Annotated in this window: 16 protein-coding genes and 3 tRNA genes; 9 read left to right on the plus strand and 10 right to left on the minus strand. The window is 75.3% G+C overall.

Annotated elements, in window-relative coordinates; all coding sequences use genetic code 11:
• Positions 1-165 precede the first annotated feature (165 nt).
• The 4 genes from ACFVXN_RS17380 to ACFVXN_RS17395 all read left to right on the plus strand — a co-directional run bounded on the left by ACFVXN_RS17380 (position 166) and on the right by ACFVXN_RS17395 (position 1,252).
• Complete coding sequence (locus ACFVXN_RS17380; protein WP_389235536.1) at positions 166-462, plus strand: GroES family chaperonin; 297 nt, start codon at positions 166-168, stop codon at positions 460-462.
• Between the two features lie 89 nt (positions 463-551).
• A complete protein-coding gene (locus tag ACFVXN_RS17385; protein WP_389235371.1) occupies positions 552-860 on the plus strand; it encodes a hypothetical protein in 309 nt (102 codons plus the stop codon).
• Between the two features lie 100 nt (positions 861-960).
• A tRNA-Lys gene (locus ACFVXN_RS17390) sits at positions 961-1,036 on the plus strand.
• 140 nt (positions 1,037-1,176) lie between these two features.
• Positions 1,177-1,252: transfer RNA gene (locus ACFVXN_RS17395), tRNA-Lys, on the plus strand.
• An 80-nt stretch (positions 1,253-1,332) separates the two neighbouring features.
• Here the strand turns inward: ACFVXN_RS17395 and ACFVXN_RS17400 are convergent.
• Positions 1,333-2,817 carry a PQQ-binding-like beta-propeller repeat protein gene (locus tag ACFVXN_RS17400; protein ID WP_389235374.1) on the minus strand — a complete coding sequence of 495 codons (1,485 nt, stop codon included), beginning with the start codon at positions 2,815-2,817 and terminating at the stop codon, positions 1,333-1,335.
• Positions 2,818-2,995: 178 nt separating this feature from the next.
• On the opposite strand from ACFVXN_RS17400, the gene ACFVXN_RS17405 reads away from it, so the two are divergent.
• Entirely contained in the window at positions 2,996-4,603 is a 1,608-nt protein-coding gene (locus ACFVXN_RS17405; RefSeq protein WP_389235377.1) for a methyl-accepting chemotaxis protein, read from the plus strand.
• Positions 4,604-4,737: 134 nt separating this feature from the next.
• On the opposite strand, the gene ACFVXN_RS17410 is transcribed toward ACFVXN_RS17405, so the two are convergent.
• Positions 4,738-4,953 (minus strand): hypothetical protein, encoded by a 216-nt coding sequence (locus ACFVXN_RS17410; RefSeq protein WP_389235380.1) that lies wholly within the window; start codon positions 4,951-4,953, stop codon positions 4,738-4,740.
• A 229-nt stretch (positions 4,954-5,182) separates the two neighbouring features.
• Here ACFVXN_RS17410 and ACFVXN_RS17415 point away from each other — a divergent pair, with 229 nt between their 5' ends.
• Complete coding sequence (locus ACFVXN_RS17415; RefSeq protein WP_389235383.1) at positions 5,183-6,676, plus strand: dihydrolipoyl dehydrogenase family protein; 1,494 nt, start codon at positions 5,183-5,185, stop codon at positions 6,674-6,676.
• 60 nt (positions 6,677-6,736) lie between these two features.
• Here ACFVXN_RS17415 and ACFVXN_RS17420 read toward each other — a convergent pair whose 3' ends face one another.
• The 3 genes from ACFVXN_RS17420 to ACFVXN_RS17430 all read right to left on the minus strand — a co-directional run bounded on the left by ACFVXN_RS17420 (position 6,737) and on the right by ACFVXN_RS17430 (position 9,391).
• Positions 6,737-7,744 carry a glycine betaine ABC transporter substrate-binding protein gene (locus tag ACFVXN_RS17420; protein WP_389235386.1) on the minus strand — a complete coding sequence of 336 codons (1,008 nt, stop codon included), beginning with the start codon at positions 7,742-7,744 and terminating at the stop codon, positions 6,737-6,739.
• A 228-nt stretch (positions 7,745-7,972) separates the two neighbouring features.
• Complete coding sequence (locus ACFVXN_RS17425; RefSeq protein WP_389235389.1) at positions 7,973-8,701, minus strand: ABC transporter permease; 729 nt, start codon at positions 8,699-8,701, stop codon at positions 7,973-7,975.
• Positions 8,702-8,704: 3 nt separating this feature from the next.
• Positions 8,705-9,391 (minus strand): ABC transporter permease, encoded by a 687-nt coding sequence (locus tag ACFVXN_RS17430; protein ID WP_389235392.1) that lies wholly within the window; start codon positions 9,389-9,391, stop codon positions 8,705-8,707.
• 88 nt (positions 9,392-9,479) lie between these two features.
• Between ACFVXN_RS17430 and ACFVXN_RS17435 the strand changes: the two genes are divergently transcribed.
• The 3 genes from ACFVXN_RS17435 (at position 9,480) to ACFVXN_RS17445 (ending at position 12,286) form a co-directional block, all read left to right on the plus strand.
• Positions 9,480-10,574 carry an ABC transporter ATP-binding protein gene (locus ACFVXN_RS17435; RefSeq protein ID WP_389235395.1) on the plus strand — a complete coding sequence of 365 codons (1,095 nt, stop codon included), beginning with the start codon at positions 9,480-9,482 and terminating at the stop codon, positions 10,572-10,574.
• Positions 10,575-10,584: 10 nt separating this feature from the next.
• Positions 10,585-11,502, plus strand: coding sequence for a RimK family alpha-L-glutamate ligase (locus ACFVXN_RS17440; RefSeq protein ID WP_389235398.1), 918 nt, complete (start codon positions 10,585-10,587; stop codon positions 11,500-11,502).
• A 124-nt stretch (positions 11,503-11,626) separates the two neighbouring features.
• Positions 11,627-12,286: a hypothetical protein gene (locus ACFVXN_RS17445; protein ID WP_389235401.1), complete on the plus strand. Its 660-nt coding sequence runs from the start codon at positions 11,627-11,629 to the stop codon at positions 12,284-12,286.
• 51 nt (positions 12,287-12,337) lie between these two features.
• Here ACFVXN_RS17445 and ACFVXN_RS17450 read toward each other — a convergent pair.
• The 5 genes from ACFVXN_RS17450 to ACFVXN_RS17470 all read right to left on the minus strand — a co-directional run bounded on the left by ACFVXN_RS17450 (position 12,338) and on the right by ACFVXN_RS17470 (position 14,907).
• Positions 12,338-12,413 (minus strand) — tRNA-His (locus tag ACFVXN_RS17450).
• 55 nt (positions 12,414-12,468) lie between these two features.
• Positions 12,469-13,131, minus strand: coding sequence for an oligoribonuclease (gene orn, locus ACFVXN_RS17455; protein ID WP_389235404.1), 663 nt, complete (start codon positions 13,129-13,131; stop codon positions 12,469-12,471).
• A 104-nt stretch (positions 13,132-13,235) separates the two neighbouring features.
• Positions 13,236-13,439 (minus strand): hypothetical protein, encoded by a 204-nt coding sequence (locus tag ACFVXN_RS17460; RefSeq protein WP_389235407.1) that lies wholly within the window; start codon positions 13,437-13,439, stop codon positions 13,236-13,238.
• Positions 13,440-13,660: 221 nt separating this feature from the next.
• Positions 13,661-14,287, minus strand: a complete 627-nt coding sequence (locus ACFVXN_RS17465) for an alpha/beta hydrolase (protein WP_389235410.1) — start codon at positions 14,285-14,287, stop codon at positions 13,661-13,663.
• A 2-nt stretch (positions 14,288-14,289) separates the two neighbouring features.
• Complete coding sequence (locus ACFVXN_RS17470) at positions 14,290-14,907, minus strand: NADPH-dependent F420 reductase (RefSeq protein ID WP_389235413.1); 618 nt, start codon at positions 14,905-14,907, stop codon at positions 14,290-14,292.
• Positions 14,908-14,985 lie beyond the last annotated feature (78 nt).

A 14,985-nucleotide genomic window follows, 5' to 3' on the forward strand; every position in this document is an offset into this window, starting at 1 on the left:
CGGGTCTCCTGCGGGTGCGGGACGGAGGCGGGCGGACGAGCGCGGTCAGCGTACGACGCGCGGCCGGTGCGTGTCCGCCCGCGACCGGTAGCGTCCGGTGGTGTGAGCAGCCCCGAGACCCCCAGCCGCGCCGACCGCGCCGACCGACCCGAGCTCCCGATCCGGATGCTCAACGACCGCCTCCTCGTCGAGCTCGACGGGGACGCCGCCGAGCGCCGGTCGAGCGCGGGCATCGTCATCCCGGCGACCGCGGCCGTCGGCAAGCGCCTGACCTGGGGCACCGTCGTCGCGGCGGGGCAGCACGTGCGGCAGGTGGCGCTCGGCGACCGGGTGCTGTTCGACCCCGACGAGCGCGCGGAGGTCGAGCTGGAGGCCCGCACCTACCTGCTGCTCCGGGAGAAGGACGTGCACGCGGTCGCGGCTCCGCGTGAGGGCAGCCAGGGGACCGGTCTGTACCTCTGAGGGCGCCGCGTTCGCCCTCGGCGTGCTCTGTTGCGCCCGCTCCGGACGGGTGGTCTGCTGGTCGGCAGGAACGATCCGGGGAGGCCGTGATGGGCGACGAGACGACGACGGCCGACGACGAGGGCCGGGTGCCGGGGCGCGAGGACGCCGCGGCCGTGATGGGGCTGCTGGCCGAGCACGTGCCGCTCACGCTGCTGGCCGACCTGGCCGTGGCGGAGCCGCGCTCGGAGGCGATCCTGCAGGCCGAGGGGCTGCCGGACGACGCCTGGTGGGAGGGTGACGACGCGGCGGCCCCGGGGGAGCAGGGCGCACGACGTGACGCCGCCGGCGGGGACGTCGTGGCCGAGGACGACGCGCCCGCCGACCCGGACGCGACGGACGACCCGCACGGCGCCTGACGGGCGGTGTGACCTGCGCCACCGCCCGCTCGGTGTGAGGACGCCCACGTCGCCGCGGATTCGCCTCCGGCGGCCCGGCGGTGCTAGCGTTCTCAACCGCGCGCCATTAGCTCAATTGGCAGAGCAGCTGACTCTTAATCAGCGGGTTCGGGGTTCGAGTCCCTGATGGCGCACCAGCACGCAGGCCCTCGACCGGTTCACGCCGGCGGGGGCCTGCGTCGTCCCCTGGCCCCGCGTCGTCCTCGGGGCCGCCGCACGCCGCCGGGCCGACCGACGTCGCGAGCACCCCTCCGACGGTGCTAACGTTCTGCGTCGCGCGCCATTAGCTCAATTGGCAGAGCAGCTGACTCTTAATCAGCGGGTTCGGGGTTCGAGTCCCTGATGGCGCACCAGCACGCAGGCCCCCGACCGGTTCCGCCCGGCGGGGGCCTGCGTCGTCCGGGTCTGGGTCATCCGGGCACCGCCGTCGCGGTCACCGCAGCGACGACAGCACGCCGTCCTCGGTGCGGCCGAGCAGCGGCCCGCCCGGCACCCAGGGTGCGACCCACAGGTCGCGGACGCCACCGGGCAGCGGTGTCGCCCACGCCCGGGTGCCGTCCGCCAGGTCGTAGCCGACGAGCCGCACCCCCTCGCCGTCCGGGTCCAGCTCGGACCGCAGCAGGCGGACGCCGTCGGTCATCAGCGTGGACACCGGCGCCGACCCCGTGGGCGTGCGCCAGCGCTCGGCGCCGGTGCGCGCGTCGCGGGCCCAGACCGCGTCGCCGTCGTCGCCGTAGAGCACCCCGTCCAGCAGGACGAGGAACAGCGCGGACGGGTGCGGGCCCGGGTGCTCCCACAACACCGCGCCGGTCGTGGCGTCCACCCCACGGAGCAGACCCCGGGGCGTCCCGTCCCGGCGGATCAGGAGCTCGACGTCGGGGGCGCTGCCGTCGTCGGGGTGGACGACCAGCGGCGTGCCCTCCGCCTGCGCGGTGCCGCCACCGTCGGAGCCCAGCAGCCCGGTGCCGCTGCTGCCCCGCACGTCCAGGAGCCGGCCGCCCCGACCCTGCTCCAGGGACTGGCCCTCGGCCTCGACCCGACCGTCCTCGGGGTCCAGCACCCACTCCCGCCCCAGGTCCCGCAGCAGCAGGCGGTCGCCCACCCGGGTCAGCGACCGGCCGGCCGTCGCGGCCGTGGGGTCGGAGGGGGTGAGGCGCCGGGTCCAGGCCGGGCCGTCCGCGGTCGTCGCGGGGTCGTCCGAGGTCCGCTCCGCGTCGGACGGGGTCAACGGTGTCGCGACGAGGTCCACGACCCCCGGGACGGAGACGGCCGTGACGAGCAGGTCGCCGGCCACCGTCGCCACCGCGCCCGAGGGCACCGTGCGCCGGGCGACCACCGCGCCGGTGCCGACGTCCAGCCCGATCAGGGTCGTGGTCGGTGGCGCGGGCGCATCGCCGTCCGTGGTGGTGCACCACACGCGCCGCGCCGGCTCGGCGTCCACCTCGCACGAGACGGCCTCGCCGCCGCTCCCGGCCGGGGCCGGCAGGGTGGTGCGCCAGTGCTCGGACCCGGTCGCCACGTCGAGGAGCACGACGGTCCGCAGGGCGCCGCCCGCGTCGGCGGTGACGCCGACGACGCGGTCCTCGCCCACGGGGACGCCGGCGCGGAGCAGCAGCGAGACACCCGGGTCGCCCCACGCGGTCGCGTCGAGCGGCGGGGTCACGGTGGTGCCGACGACGCCCGGGACCGTGCGGTGCCGCTCGGCGACCGCGCGCTCGCGGGCCCCCGCCACGAGCTGCCAGCCGATCAGACCGACCAGCACGACGGCGACGGCGGGGCCCCAGCGGCGCAGGACGCGCCCGACGGCGGCCCGGCGGGCGGCGGTCGCGTCCCCGGACCCGGCGACGTGCCGGTCCCTGCCGGCGCTGCCGGCGTCGGGGCCGTCCGCCGGGGCGTCGTCGAGCTCGACGTCCGTCATGTCCCGCGCCATACCGGCAACCTAGGCGCGCGCGGCCCGTTCCGCGGCCCGTCCAGCGCGCCGGTTGAGGTCATACCTTTCACCCGGTCGGTTTCTCACCGGTGCGGGCGCGCGGCCGATTCCACGGTGGGCGGCACGGACGCGCCCGCACCCCACCCCACACGGACGGAGTTCCCCCATGCCCGCACCCGGTGCCACCCCGGCGCCCCGTGGCCGCCGGATCATCTCGGACCTGCCCATCGGCGCACGCATCGGCGCGGTGCTCGGCGTCCTGGTCCTGGTGGTCGTCGCCGTCGCGTCCCTCGGGATCGCCCGGCTGAGCGGGCTGCAGACGTCCATCGACACGCTCGGCCGCGAGGCCATCGAGCCGCAGACCTATCTGGTGAACACGCAGCGCTGGTTCCAGGCGAGCCGCGCGCGGGTGCTCGAGTACGGGATGGTCGACGCCGCCGACCGCGCGGAGATCGACGAGCAGCGCTCCGGGTTCGACGCGGACGCGCTGGAGAACATCACCGCCTACGGCCCCTACGTGCTGGACGACGACGCCTACGCGGCGCTCCAGGACGCCTACGGCCGCTACCAGGCGGCGGCGTCCGACATCCAGCCGCTCGCCGACCAGGGCGCGACGGCGTACCACACGGCCTACGCCGACGAGGTGCGCGGCATCACCACGGAGATCGGCGACGCGATGCAGGCGCTGACCGACTCGGTCTCCGCCAACGCGCAGGACGGGGTGGCGGACGCGTCCGCCGGTGCGTCGGCCGCCAGCATGCAGATGATCGGGATCGGCGTGGTCGGCGCCGTGCTGGCCGCCGTGCTCGGGATCGTCCTGGTCCGCCGGATCGTCCGCGACCTCGGTCGGGTCCAGCAGACGGTCGAGGCGATGGGGGACGGCGACCTGACGGTCGCGGTGGACCTGCAGTCGCGCGACGAGCTGGGCCGGATGGCCGGCTCGCTCAACGACGCCCAGGCCTCGCTGCGGGCGCTGATGAGCGGGGTCGTCGAGACCTCGCAGACCGTCGCCGCAGCGGCTGAGGAGCTGTCGGCCGCCTCCCACCAGGTGGTCGCGGGCTCGGACGAGACCTCCGCCCAGGCCGGTGTCGTGGCCGCCGCCGCGGAGCAGGTGTCCCGCAACGTGCAGACCGTCGCGGCCGGCGCGGAGGAGATGGGCGCGTCGATCCGGGAGATCGCGCAGAACGCCTCCCAGGCCGCGAAGGTCGCCGGTCAGGCCACCGACGTCGCCGCCGCGACCAACGACCAGGTGACCCGCCTGGGCGAGTCGTCGCAGGAGATCGGCAACGTGGTCAAGGCGATCACGTCCATCGCGGAGCAGACGAACCTGCTGGCGCTGAACGCCACGATCGAGGCCGCCCGCGCCGGGGAGGCGGGCAAGGGCTTCGCCGTCGTCGCGGGCGAGGTCAAGGAGCTGGCCCAGGAGACGGCGAAGGCGACGGAGGACATCGTCCGCCGCGTCGAGGCGATCCAGGCCGACACCGGGGCCGCTGTCGTCGCGATCGGCGAGATCAGCCACATCATCGCGAGCATCAACGACTACCAGCTGACGATCGCCTCGGCGGTCGAGGAGCAGACCGCGACCACCACGGAGATGTCGCGGTCCGTGGCGGAGGCCGCGACCGGGTCCGGGGAGATCGCCACGAACATCACCGGCGTGGCGTCGGCAGCCGCGGAGTCGTCCCAGACCCTCAACCAGATGGGCAGCGCCGTCGCGGAGCTCGCCCGGATGTCCGAGGACCTGCGGGGCCAGGTGACGCGGTTCCGCTACTGAGCGGTCACGCCGAGACAGGGCCTCCGCGCCGAGACAGGACCTTCAGGTGCCCTGTCTCGGGGCGGAGGCCCTGTCTCGAGGTCGGCGGCGGGAGCCGGCAGCGCGGGAGCCGGGAGCCGGGAGCCGGGAGCCGGTCAGTCCGCGTCGAGCGTGCGCCGGGACGCCGCCGCGCGGGCGCGGACCTCGTCGGCGATCTGCTGCGCCTGCGCGCTGACGAGCCGGCGCAGGTCCTCGTACCGGCGGTCGACCTCGGCGTCGGTGGCGTCGCCGTCGCGGGCGGCGGTCCACGCGCGCTTCGCGAGGCGGATGTCGGCGTCCGTGACGTCGACGCGCCAGAGGTCGGTGTTCATAGGACCCAAGGTCCCACCCGTTTCCGGCCCTCAGCACCCGGAACGTCCGTTTTCACCCGGGTCGAGGGCCGCAGAACGCCTCAATTCACCTGAAAGCCTGCCGACGACGCAGCCTTCAAGTCCCGGTGGAGTGACGGCGCCGGTCCTCGCGTCGACCTGCCGCGTGCGCTGCGGGGGGTCACGATGGTGCCACCGCCCACCGCGGCCCACCGACGAACGGAGCGAGGACATGACCGAGCGCACCCAGCACAGCGGCGGCGAGGAGACGGTGACGTACGACGTCGTCGTGATCGGCGCGGGGGCCGTGGGGGAGAACGCCGCGGACCGCGCGGGCCGCCTCGGGCTGTCGGTCGCGGTCGTCGAGCACGAGCTCGTCGGCGGTGAGTGCTCCTACTGGGCCTGCATGCCCTCCAAGGCGCTCCTGCGTCCCGGGGCCGTGCTCGCGGCGGCGCGGGCGGTGCCGGGTGCGGCCGAGCTCGTCCAGGGCACCCTGGACCCCGCAGCGGTGCTCGCCCGGCGCGACGTGTTCACCTCGCACTGGGACGACCACGGCCAGGTCGCGTGGCTCGACTCCGCGGGCATCGCCCTGGTCCGCGGCTCGGCGCGGTTCACCGGGCCCAAGGAGCTGCTGGTCACCTCGGACGCCGGCGCGACACGGGTGATCGCCCGGCACGCCGTGGTCGTGGCGACCGGCAGCGAGCCGGTGGTCCCGCCCGTCGACGGCCTCGCCGAGGCGCAGCCGTGGACGTCGCGGGAGGCCACCGCGGTCGAGGAGGTGCCGGCCCGGCTGGCGGTCCTCGGCGGCGGGGTCGTCGGGGTGGAGATGGCGGTCGCGTACCGGGACCTCGGCGCCGAGGTGACGCTGCTGGTGCGCGGGGACCGGCTGCTGACCCAGGCGGAGCCGTTCGCCGCGGAGGAGGTCGCCGCGGGGCTGCGGGAGCTCGGCGTGGACGTGCGGTTCGGGACCTCCGCGACGCGGGTGGTGCGGGACGCCGACGGGGTGCACCTGACGGTCGACGGGCCGCAGGGCCCCGGCGAGGTGCACGCCGACGAGGTGCTGGTCGCGACGGGCCGCCGGCCGCGGACGGCGGACCTCGGGCTGGACGTGCTCGGGCTCGAGGCCGGCGCGCCGCTGGAGGTCGACGACGCGCTCCAGGTCACCGGCGCCGACGGGGACTGGCTGTTCGCCGTCGGGGACGTCACCGGACGCACGGCGACGACCCACCAGGGCAAGTACGACGCCCGCGTGGTGGGCGACGTCGTGGCCGCGCGGTTCTCCGACCCGGAGGCCGAGGGCGCCGCCGGGGCAGCGGCGGCCGAGCGGGACGCGGCCGACTGGACCCGCTACCGCGCCACCGCCGACCACGCCGCGGTCCCGCAGGTCGTGTTCTCCCGGCCCGAGGTCGCGTGGGTCGGCCGGACCGAGCAGGAGGCGCGCGACGCCGGGCTGCCGGTGCGCACGGTGTCGTACGCGATCGGCGACGTCGCGGGCGCGTCCGTCGCGGCCGACGGGTACGCGGGCACCGCGCAGGTCGTGCTGGACGAGGACCGCGGCGTCGTCGTGGGCGCGACGTTCACCGGGCCCGACGCCGCCGAGCTGCTGCAGGCCGCGACGTTCGCGGTCGTCGGGGAGGTCCCGCTGGACCGGCTGTGGCACGCGGTGCCGGCCTACCCGACGGTGAGCGAGGTCTGGCTGCGCCTCCTGGAGACCGCGGGCCTCTAGCCGTGGGGACGACGAAGGGGGCCGGTCCGCGCGGACCGGCCCCCTTCGTCGTGCCGGGTGTCAGCTGGCGAGCGAGCCGTCGCTCGACAGGACGAGGCCGATGGACGCCTCGCCCGAGCGGACCGCGTCACCGATCAGGCCGAAGTCGTAGGACGCGAACTCCGAGACCGTGATGCCGTAGGTCTCCTCGAGGCCGATCTGGCAGAACGGGCGCTCGGGGCACTCGGCCGGGCCGGCCAGGACGACGCCGCCGTCGCACGCGGTCGCGAGGTCGGACAGGGTGCTGACGTCGTGCTCCTCGGCGAAGGCCGAGGTGACCGCGAAGGCGTTCTGGTCCTGCGCCGCGGAGACCGCGCCGAAGGTCAGGTCCGCGTCGGCGCCCAGCGTGGTGAGCGCCGCGACGGTGGCGTCGGGGTCACCGCTGGCGACCGGCTCGGCGTCCGGGCCGTTCGCCTGGGTGTTGAGGAACTCGGCCAGCGTGGCCGCGTACTCCGGGGTCAGCGTGATCTGGCCGGACTGGAGGGCCGGCAGGTAGGTCTCGCGGTTGCCGATGGTCTGGACCTCGGCGGTGTAGCCGGCGGAGCGCAGCACGGCCGCGTAGATCTCGCTGAGCGTGGCGCTCTCGGAGAAGTTGGCGGCGCCGATCACGACGCTCTTGCCGGCGCCGACGGAGGCGTCGTCGGCGGCGAGCGACTCGTCGGCCACGAACTGCTCGGCGGCCTCGGTGGACGTCTGCCGGTCGATGTCGACCGCCTTGTTCAGCTGGATGAGCTTGTCCGTGTCGAGCGCGGCGGACACGCCGTCGAGCAGCGGCACCAGGGCCGGGTCGGCGGCCGCGGCGGCGGCGTTCACGGCGGGGATGATGTTGTCGGCGTTCTGCAGGCCCTGGTCGTCGTCGAGGACGACCAGCTGGTCGCCGGCGACGGGCTCGCAGACGGTGCCCCCGCCGGCGTCGGCGGCGGTCGGGTCGGCGCTGCCTCCGCCGGATCCCGGGTCGCCGCACGCGGCCAGCACGAGCAGGAGCCCCGCCGCGGCGGCGGGGACGGTCAGACGGCGGGTGCTGCGCATGGGTTCAGGTCCTTCGGGTCGACGGCGGGGCCGGGTCGGGGTCAGGTGCGGGTCGGGGGTGGGGCCGCTGCGGTGCGGTGCGGGCACGTGCGCGGGCGGGCGCGGCGCGCCGTCGGGTCGAGCGGTCGCGCGGAACATTCGACCGGCGTCGCCCCCGGTCGGCAACCGGTACGGGCCCGTGCGCGGGTCACGATCGGGTCACGACGGGTCATGAGGGCTCACGACGGGTCATGAGGGCGCGGCGACCGGCTCGTCGGACGCGCGGCGGGCAGCGCGGGCGCGCCGACGGTCCGCGTGGGCCCGCATCGGGGCCGGGGTGAGCAGGTGCTGCACGCCGGCCAGCACGCCCTCGACGACGAGGCAGAGCGCGGCGACCAGCACCGCCCCCGCGACGACCTGCCCGTAGCGCTGCAGCGCCATGCCCTGCACGATCACCGAGCCGAGGCTGGTCCCGCCCACGAGCGCGGCCAGCGGCACGGTCGCCAGCACCTGGGTCGTGGCGGTGCGCAGGCCCGCGCCGATCAGCGGCAGCGCGAGCGGGAGCTCGACCAGCGCGAGCGACCGGCCGCCGGACATGCCGACCCCGCGGGCGGCGTCGCGGACGTCGGCGTCGACCTCCATCAGCCCCGTGAACGTGTTGGTGAGGATCGGCGGCACCGCGAACACGGCGACGGCGAGCACGGTGGCCGTCGCCCCGAACAGACCCGTCGAGGCGAAGATCGTCAGCACCGCGAACGTCGGCAGCGCGCGCGAGGTGTTCGCGAGCACGACCGTGACGACGCCGCCGCGCCGCCGGTGGCCTAGCCAGGTGCCCAGGGGCAGGGCGACCGCGGCCGCGAGCAGCACGGCCAGCGCGCTCAGCCGCAGGTGCTCGACGCTGAGGGCGATCACACCGCGCCGCCCCGTCCAGTTCAGCGGGTCGTTGAGCCAGGTGAGGGCCTCGGTCAGGACGTCCACGTCTCAGGCCTCCCGTCCGCGGCGGGCCCACGGCGTGACCGCGCGCCCGACGAGCCACAGCAGCAGGTCGAGCACCAGCGCGAGCGCCAGGCACAGCAGCGTCGCCGTGAGGATCTCCGCGTGGTACTTGTTGTTCCGGAACCCGCGGAACATCAGGTTGCCGAGCCCGCCGTAGCCGACGACGACGCCGACCGTGACGAGCGCCACGGTGGTCACGGTGGCCAGGCGGATCCCGGCGACGATCGCGGGGACGGCGTTCGGCAGCTCGACCGTCAGGAGCAGCCGCAGCCGGCCGTAGCCGAGCCCCCGTGCCGCGTCCCGCACGCTCTCGTCCACGCCGCCGAGGCCGACCAGCACGTTCCGCACCAGCACCAGCAGGGCGTAGACCACCAGGCCGACGAGCACCGGCGTGCGGCCGATGCCCGTCCACGGCACGAGCACGGTGAACAGCGCCAGCGAGGGCACCGTGTAGAGCACCCCGGTGGTGCCGACGATCGGCGCGGCGAGCCGGGGTCGCAGGTGCGCGAGCATCCCCAGCGGGATCGCGATCAGGCAGGCGATCAGCACCGCCTGCACCGTCAGCGTCGCGTGCTGCTCGAGCGCGCGGGAGATGTCGGCCCAGTTGCGCTGGACGTAGTCCCAGGACAGCCAGGGGTTGGCGGCCGGGTCGCCGACGCTCGCGGGGCTCATCACCGCACGGACGCTACCGCCGACCTCCGACAGCCGCAGGCCGTCCGGTGCGCGGGCGGGTGTCGGACCGCTTGGGTACGGTCGTCGGATGGCGACGGCGATCAGGTTCGACCACGTGCGCAAGGCGTACGCCGACGGGACGGTGGCCGTCGGCGACCTGTCGCTCGACGTGCGGGAGCACGAGCTGCTCGCGCTCGTCGGCCCCTCGGGGTGCGGCAAGTCCACGACGCTGCGGATGGCGAACCGGCTGGTCGAGCCCACGTCGGGCCGCATCTTCCTCGACGGCGACGACGTGACCGACGTCGACGCGGTGGGCCTGCGCCGCCGGATCGGCTACGTCATCCAGAACGTGGGCCTGTTCCCGCACCGCACGGTCGAGCAGAACGTCGCCACCGTGCCGCGGCTGCTCGGCTGGGACCGCGCCCGCACCCGGTCGCGGGTCGGCGAGCTGCTGGAGCTCGTCGGGCTCGAGCCCGGGCGGTACGCCCGCCGCTACCCGCACGAGCTGTCCGGCGGCGAGCGCCAGCGCGTGGGCGTCGCCCGTGCGCTGGCGACCAACCCGCCCGTGCTGCTCATGGACGAGCCGTTCGGCGCGGTCGACCCGGTGGGCCGGCGCCGCCTGCAGACCGAGTTCGCCCGGATCCAGCGCGAGCTCGGCACCACCGTGATGCTCGTCACCCACGACGTCGACGAGGCCGTCCGGCTCGGGGACCGGGTGGCGGTGTTCAGCCGCGGCGGGCGGCTCGAGCAGCTGTCCGACCCGGTGCGGCTTCTCGCGGACCCCGCGAGCCCGGCCGTGGCGGACCTGGTCGGGCACGGCGCGGCCGTGCGGCTGCTCGCGCTCGGCACCGTGGACCGGCGGGACCTGCGGGCCCCGGGCTCGGCAGCCCCGGCGGGCGAGCGGGCGCAGGCGGGCGAGCGGGCGCAGGTGGGCGAGCCGGTGCAGCCCGGCGCACCGTTGCAGGTCGGCGACCCGCTCGACGCCGCGTTCGCCGCCCTCGCCGCCGAGCCGTCGGGGCGCGTGCCGGTGCACGCGGACGGCCAGGTCGTCGGCGAGCTCGACTCCGCGGGCCTGCTCGCGGCGCTGCACCGGCTCGTGGACGCCGCGCAGCAGACCGGGCCCGAGGCCGACGCGCCCCCCGCGGACCGTGCTCCCGAGCCCGCCGCCGAGGTGCGTGGGTAGTCTGCCGAGGGTGACCACTCGCCTCGCCCTCGCCACCTGCGCCGCCCTGCCGGACCTCGACCCCGACGACGCCCCGCTCGTCGCGGCGCTCCAGGCCCGCGGGATCGAGGTCGAGACCCCGGTGTGGAACGCCCCCGACGTCGACTGGTCGTCGTACGACGCCGTCGTCGTCCGCTCCACCTGGGACTACACCGAGCGGCCCCGCGACTTCCGCTGGTGGGCGCAGCGCGTCAGCCAGTCCTCCCGGCTCATCAACCCCGCGCAGGTCCTCACCTGGAACATCGACAAGACGTACCAGCGCGCGATGGAGGCCGTCGGCCTGCCGATCGTCCCGACGATCTGGATGGACCCCGCGCGCAACTTCAACGCCCGCGCGATCCACACCCGCTTCCCCGCGTTCGGCGACTTCGTCATCAAGCCGACGGTCAGCGCCGGCTCCCGCGACACCGGCCGGTACGACGCGGGCCAGACCCCGTCGCGCGCGCTCGCGATCACCCACGTGAAGCACCTGCTCGAGGAGAACCGCCACGTCATGGTGCAGCGGTACCTCAAGCAGGTCGACACGGTGGGGGAGACCGCGCTGGTCTACTTCGACGGGCAGCTCAGCCACACCGTGCGCAAGGCCCCGCTGCTCGAGGGCCCCTACCGCGAGGGCGACTCCGAGGGCGTGCTCTACAAGGAGGAGGTCATGACGTCGCGTGAGGCCTCCGAGGCCGAGCTCGCCGTCGGGCAGCGGGTCGTCGACGCGCTGCCGGAGCTCATCCAGGGCGTCGAGCAGCCGCTGGCCTACACCCGGGTCGACCTGATCCCGGACGACGCGGGCAACCCGGTGGTCCTCGAGCTCGAGCTCATCGAGCCGTCGTTCTTCTTCGCGCAGGCCCCCGAGGCCGTCGACCGGTTCGCGGACGCGATCACCCGCCGCCTCTGACCCCACGGTCCTGTTCAGTCCCCGGGGCGATCTGCCGATGCCCCGGGGGCGACCCGCGCGGTCGCACCCACCGCACCGACAGCCGCGGGCGCAGTCGTGCCCGGGCACCAGGAGGAGACCAGCAGTGAGAACGCCACGACGGCTCGGCACGACGATCGCGACCGGGGCGGTGGTCCTCGCGCTCGCTGCGTGCGGCGCCGGCTCCTCGTCCGCCGGGAGCACCGTCGAGAAGCCCCGCCCCACGTCCGCGGCGAGCACCCGGCCCTCGGCCACGCCCACGACGCCGGCCCCGGAGCCCGAGGTCGCGGCGGCGGGCACCCAGCAGGACCCGCTCGGTGTCGGCGAGTCCGCACCGATCTCGACGCAGTCGGCGTTCACCGTGCGGCTCGACGGCACGGACCCGGACGCCGCCGCGGCGATCACGGCGGCCAAGCCGGGGCTCCCCGGGCCGCAGCCGGGGGAGGCGTTCATCGTCGGGACGTTCACCATCACGGTCAGCGGCGAGCGGCTCGCCGGGCAGGGCATCGACATCGCGACGGACGGCGCGGACCCGGGGCTGTCCGTGATCCTCGAGTACCTCGGCGCGGACGGGGTGGTCTACACCGCGGCGTCGGGGACGGGCTGCGTGTCCGAGAACGAGATGTGGATGTCCGGCCCGGTGTTCGAGGACGGCGGCTCCGTGACGGCGGCGACCTGCCTGTCCGTGCCGGCCGACCAGGTGCCCGGCGGTCTGTGGATCGCGTCCAACACGGCGAACGAGAGCATCTACTTCACGGGCGCCTGACCCCACGACGAGAGCAGGCGCCGTACCCGAGGGGTACGGCGCCTGCTCTGCTGGGGTGGCTAACGGGACTTGAACCCGCGACCTCCTGGACCACAACCAGGCGCTCTACCACCTGAGCTATAGCCACCACGACCCTGAAACCTCCGGGGCCGTCGACAAGCATACCGGCTCCGCGGGGGTCCTCAGGACGCGGGCGTCCCGGACCGGTGCGCGGCGGCCACGGAGGTCGCGACGACCTGCTCCGCGACGGCCTTCGCGGCCTTGCTGTCGGGGCCGGGCTGGGGCACCAGCAGGGCCGCCCGGTAGTACCGGAGCTCGTCGATGCTCTCGAGGATGTCGGCGAGCGCACGGTGCCCGCCGTCCTTCTTCGGCGACGCGAAGTACACTCGCGGGTACCAGCGACGCGCGAGCTCCTTGATGGAGGACACGTCGATGATCCGGTAGTGCAGGTGCTCGACCAGCTCGGGCATGTCGCGGTCGAGGAACACCTTGTCGGTGCCCACCGAGTTGCCGGCGAGCGGCGCCTTGCCCGCGTCCGGCACCCACGCGCGGATGTACGCGAGCACCTGGGCCTGCGCGTCCTCCAGGGTGGTGCCCGCGGCCAGCTCGTCGAGCAGGCCCGAGGTGGTGTGCATCGTGCGGACGAAGTCGCCCATCTGCTCCAGCGCCTCGGCGGGGGGCGCGATGATGACGTCGACGCCCTCGCCGAGCACGTTCAGCTCGGAGTCGGTGACGACGGCGGCGACCTCCACGAGGGCGTCGGCCTCGCGGTCGAGGCCGGTCATCTCGCAGTCGATCCAGACGATGCGGTCGCTGCCGGGGGTCCCGGGGTTCACAGTGCTCACCGGCCCAGGGTACGGCTGCGCCCGCCGGACGCGGGTCCGGCGGGCGCAGGGGCCGGCGGTCGTGCTGCCGGCCGGGGTCGTGCGGTGCCGCTCGTCGCGGCGGGTCACCGGATGGCGCCGACCGCGGAGGCCGCCACCAGCAGGAGCCGGGGGCGGGGCCGCGGGACGCGTTCCGGGGGTCGACCACGGGTCTCGGGCACCGGTCTGGCCGCGGCGCGCCGGGCGGCGTGCCGGGACAGCAGGCGAGCGGTCTCGATGCGGTCGCGGTGGTCGGCCTGGATCAGGTCGAACGTGAGCGTGGGGTGCATGGTGGGTGGTCCGTTCCGTGCTGCTGGGGAGGGACCTGGCCGGGCCCCGGGACTCACCGCGGTGGATCCGAATCTCCCACCCCCCACACCCCCCGGTCACGCGAATACTCCCCTCCCCGGGGGATGGCGGCAGCCGAGGTCGAGGGTTTCGGTCCGGGGCGGGGGCCGAGACCCTCGACCTCGGCTGAAACCCTCGACCTCGGGAGCGCGACCGACGCGGGTCAGCGCAGGGTGCGGGTGAGGAAGGACGCGACGTGCGCCAGCTCCGGCGGGATGATCGCGTGGCCGAGGGCCGGGTAGACGTGGTGCTCCAGGACGGTGTGCGCGGCGAGCCACGTGGCCGTGCGGGCGGTGGCGTCGGCGGGGATCACGGGGTCGGCGTCGCCGTGGCCCAGCAGGACCGGGACCGCGCGGGCGGCCAGGTCCGCGTCGCCGGGCTCGTCGGTGTCGAGGGCGAACCCGGACAGCACCACGCCGGCGGCGAACCGCTCGGGCCGGGTCCGGAGCAGCTGCGTCACCATCAGCCCGCCCTGGGAGAACCCGAGGAGCCCGACGGGCGTGCCCGCGGGGACGGTCGCGTCGAGCCACGTGAGCAGCGCGTCCGCGGCGTCCCGCACGGCGGCGGGGTCGGGCCGGCCGGGCACGGTGACCGGCGCCCAGGCGAACCCGGGCCCGCCGGTGAGCGGCCCGCGCGGCGCGACCAGCCGCAGGTCGGCGGGCAGGTGCGGGGCGAGCCCGAGCAGGTCGCCCTCGTGGGAGCCGTACCCGTGCAGCAGCACGAGCACGGGCGACCCCGCGGTGGTGCTGCCGGCGTGCCGGACCACCGCGGGGTCGATCGTCAGCGTCATCGTCACCGCTCCAGCGCGAACCCGGTGGTCCAGGACGTCTTCTCCCCGGCGGCGAGCGTGAGCTGGAGGAACCCGAGGGCCTCGAGCTCGTGCGCCCGCTTCAGCGAGCCGGCGTCGACCGCGCGCAGGCCCCCGCCCTCGACGACGCCGGCCAGCGCGGCCTTGGCGTCGGCGTCGTCGCCCGAGATCAGCACGGTGGTCGGGGTGGTGCCGACGGTGCCGGTGGCGAGGGTCGCGGCGAAGTTCGTGTTGAACGCCTTGAGGACGCGGGCCTGCGGCAGGGCGGCGGCGATCTCGGCGGCGGCGGACGAGCCGGCCGGGACGACGAGGGAGTCGAAGGTGGCGAAGTCGAGCGGGTTGGTCACGTCGACGACGACGCGCCCGGCGAGCCCGTCGGGGTACTGCGCGAGGACCTCGCTCACCGCGGGGTAGGGGAGGGCGAGCACGACGACGTCGCCGGTGACGGCGTCGCCGATGGTGCCGGCGGTGACGGCGGGGTCGACGGCGGCGGCCTTCGCGGCGTCGCGGGTGAGCACCTGCACGGCGGCGCCGGCCTTGAGGGCGAGGCGCGCGACCGCGCCGCCGATGTTGCCCGCTCCGATGATCGTGATGCTGGTCATGTCCTGCTCCTCGACTGGGATGACGCGGCAGAAGTTGTCGCTACAACTGAACATAGCCGGTCTAGGTTGAAGCGTCAA

The sequence above is a fragment of the Cellulomonas sp. NPDC058312 genome, assembly GCF_042880135.1.
Classification (GTDB): Bacteria; Actinomycetota; Actinomycetes; order Actinomycetales; family Cellulomonadaceae; genus Cellulomonas.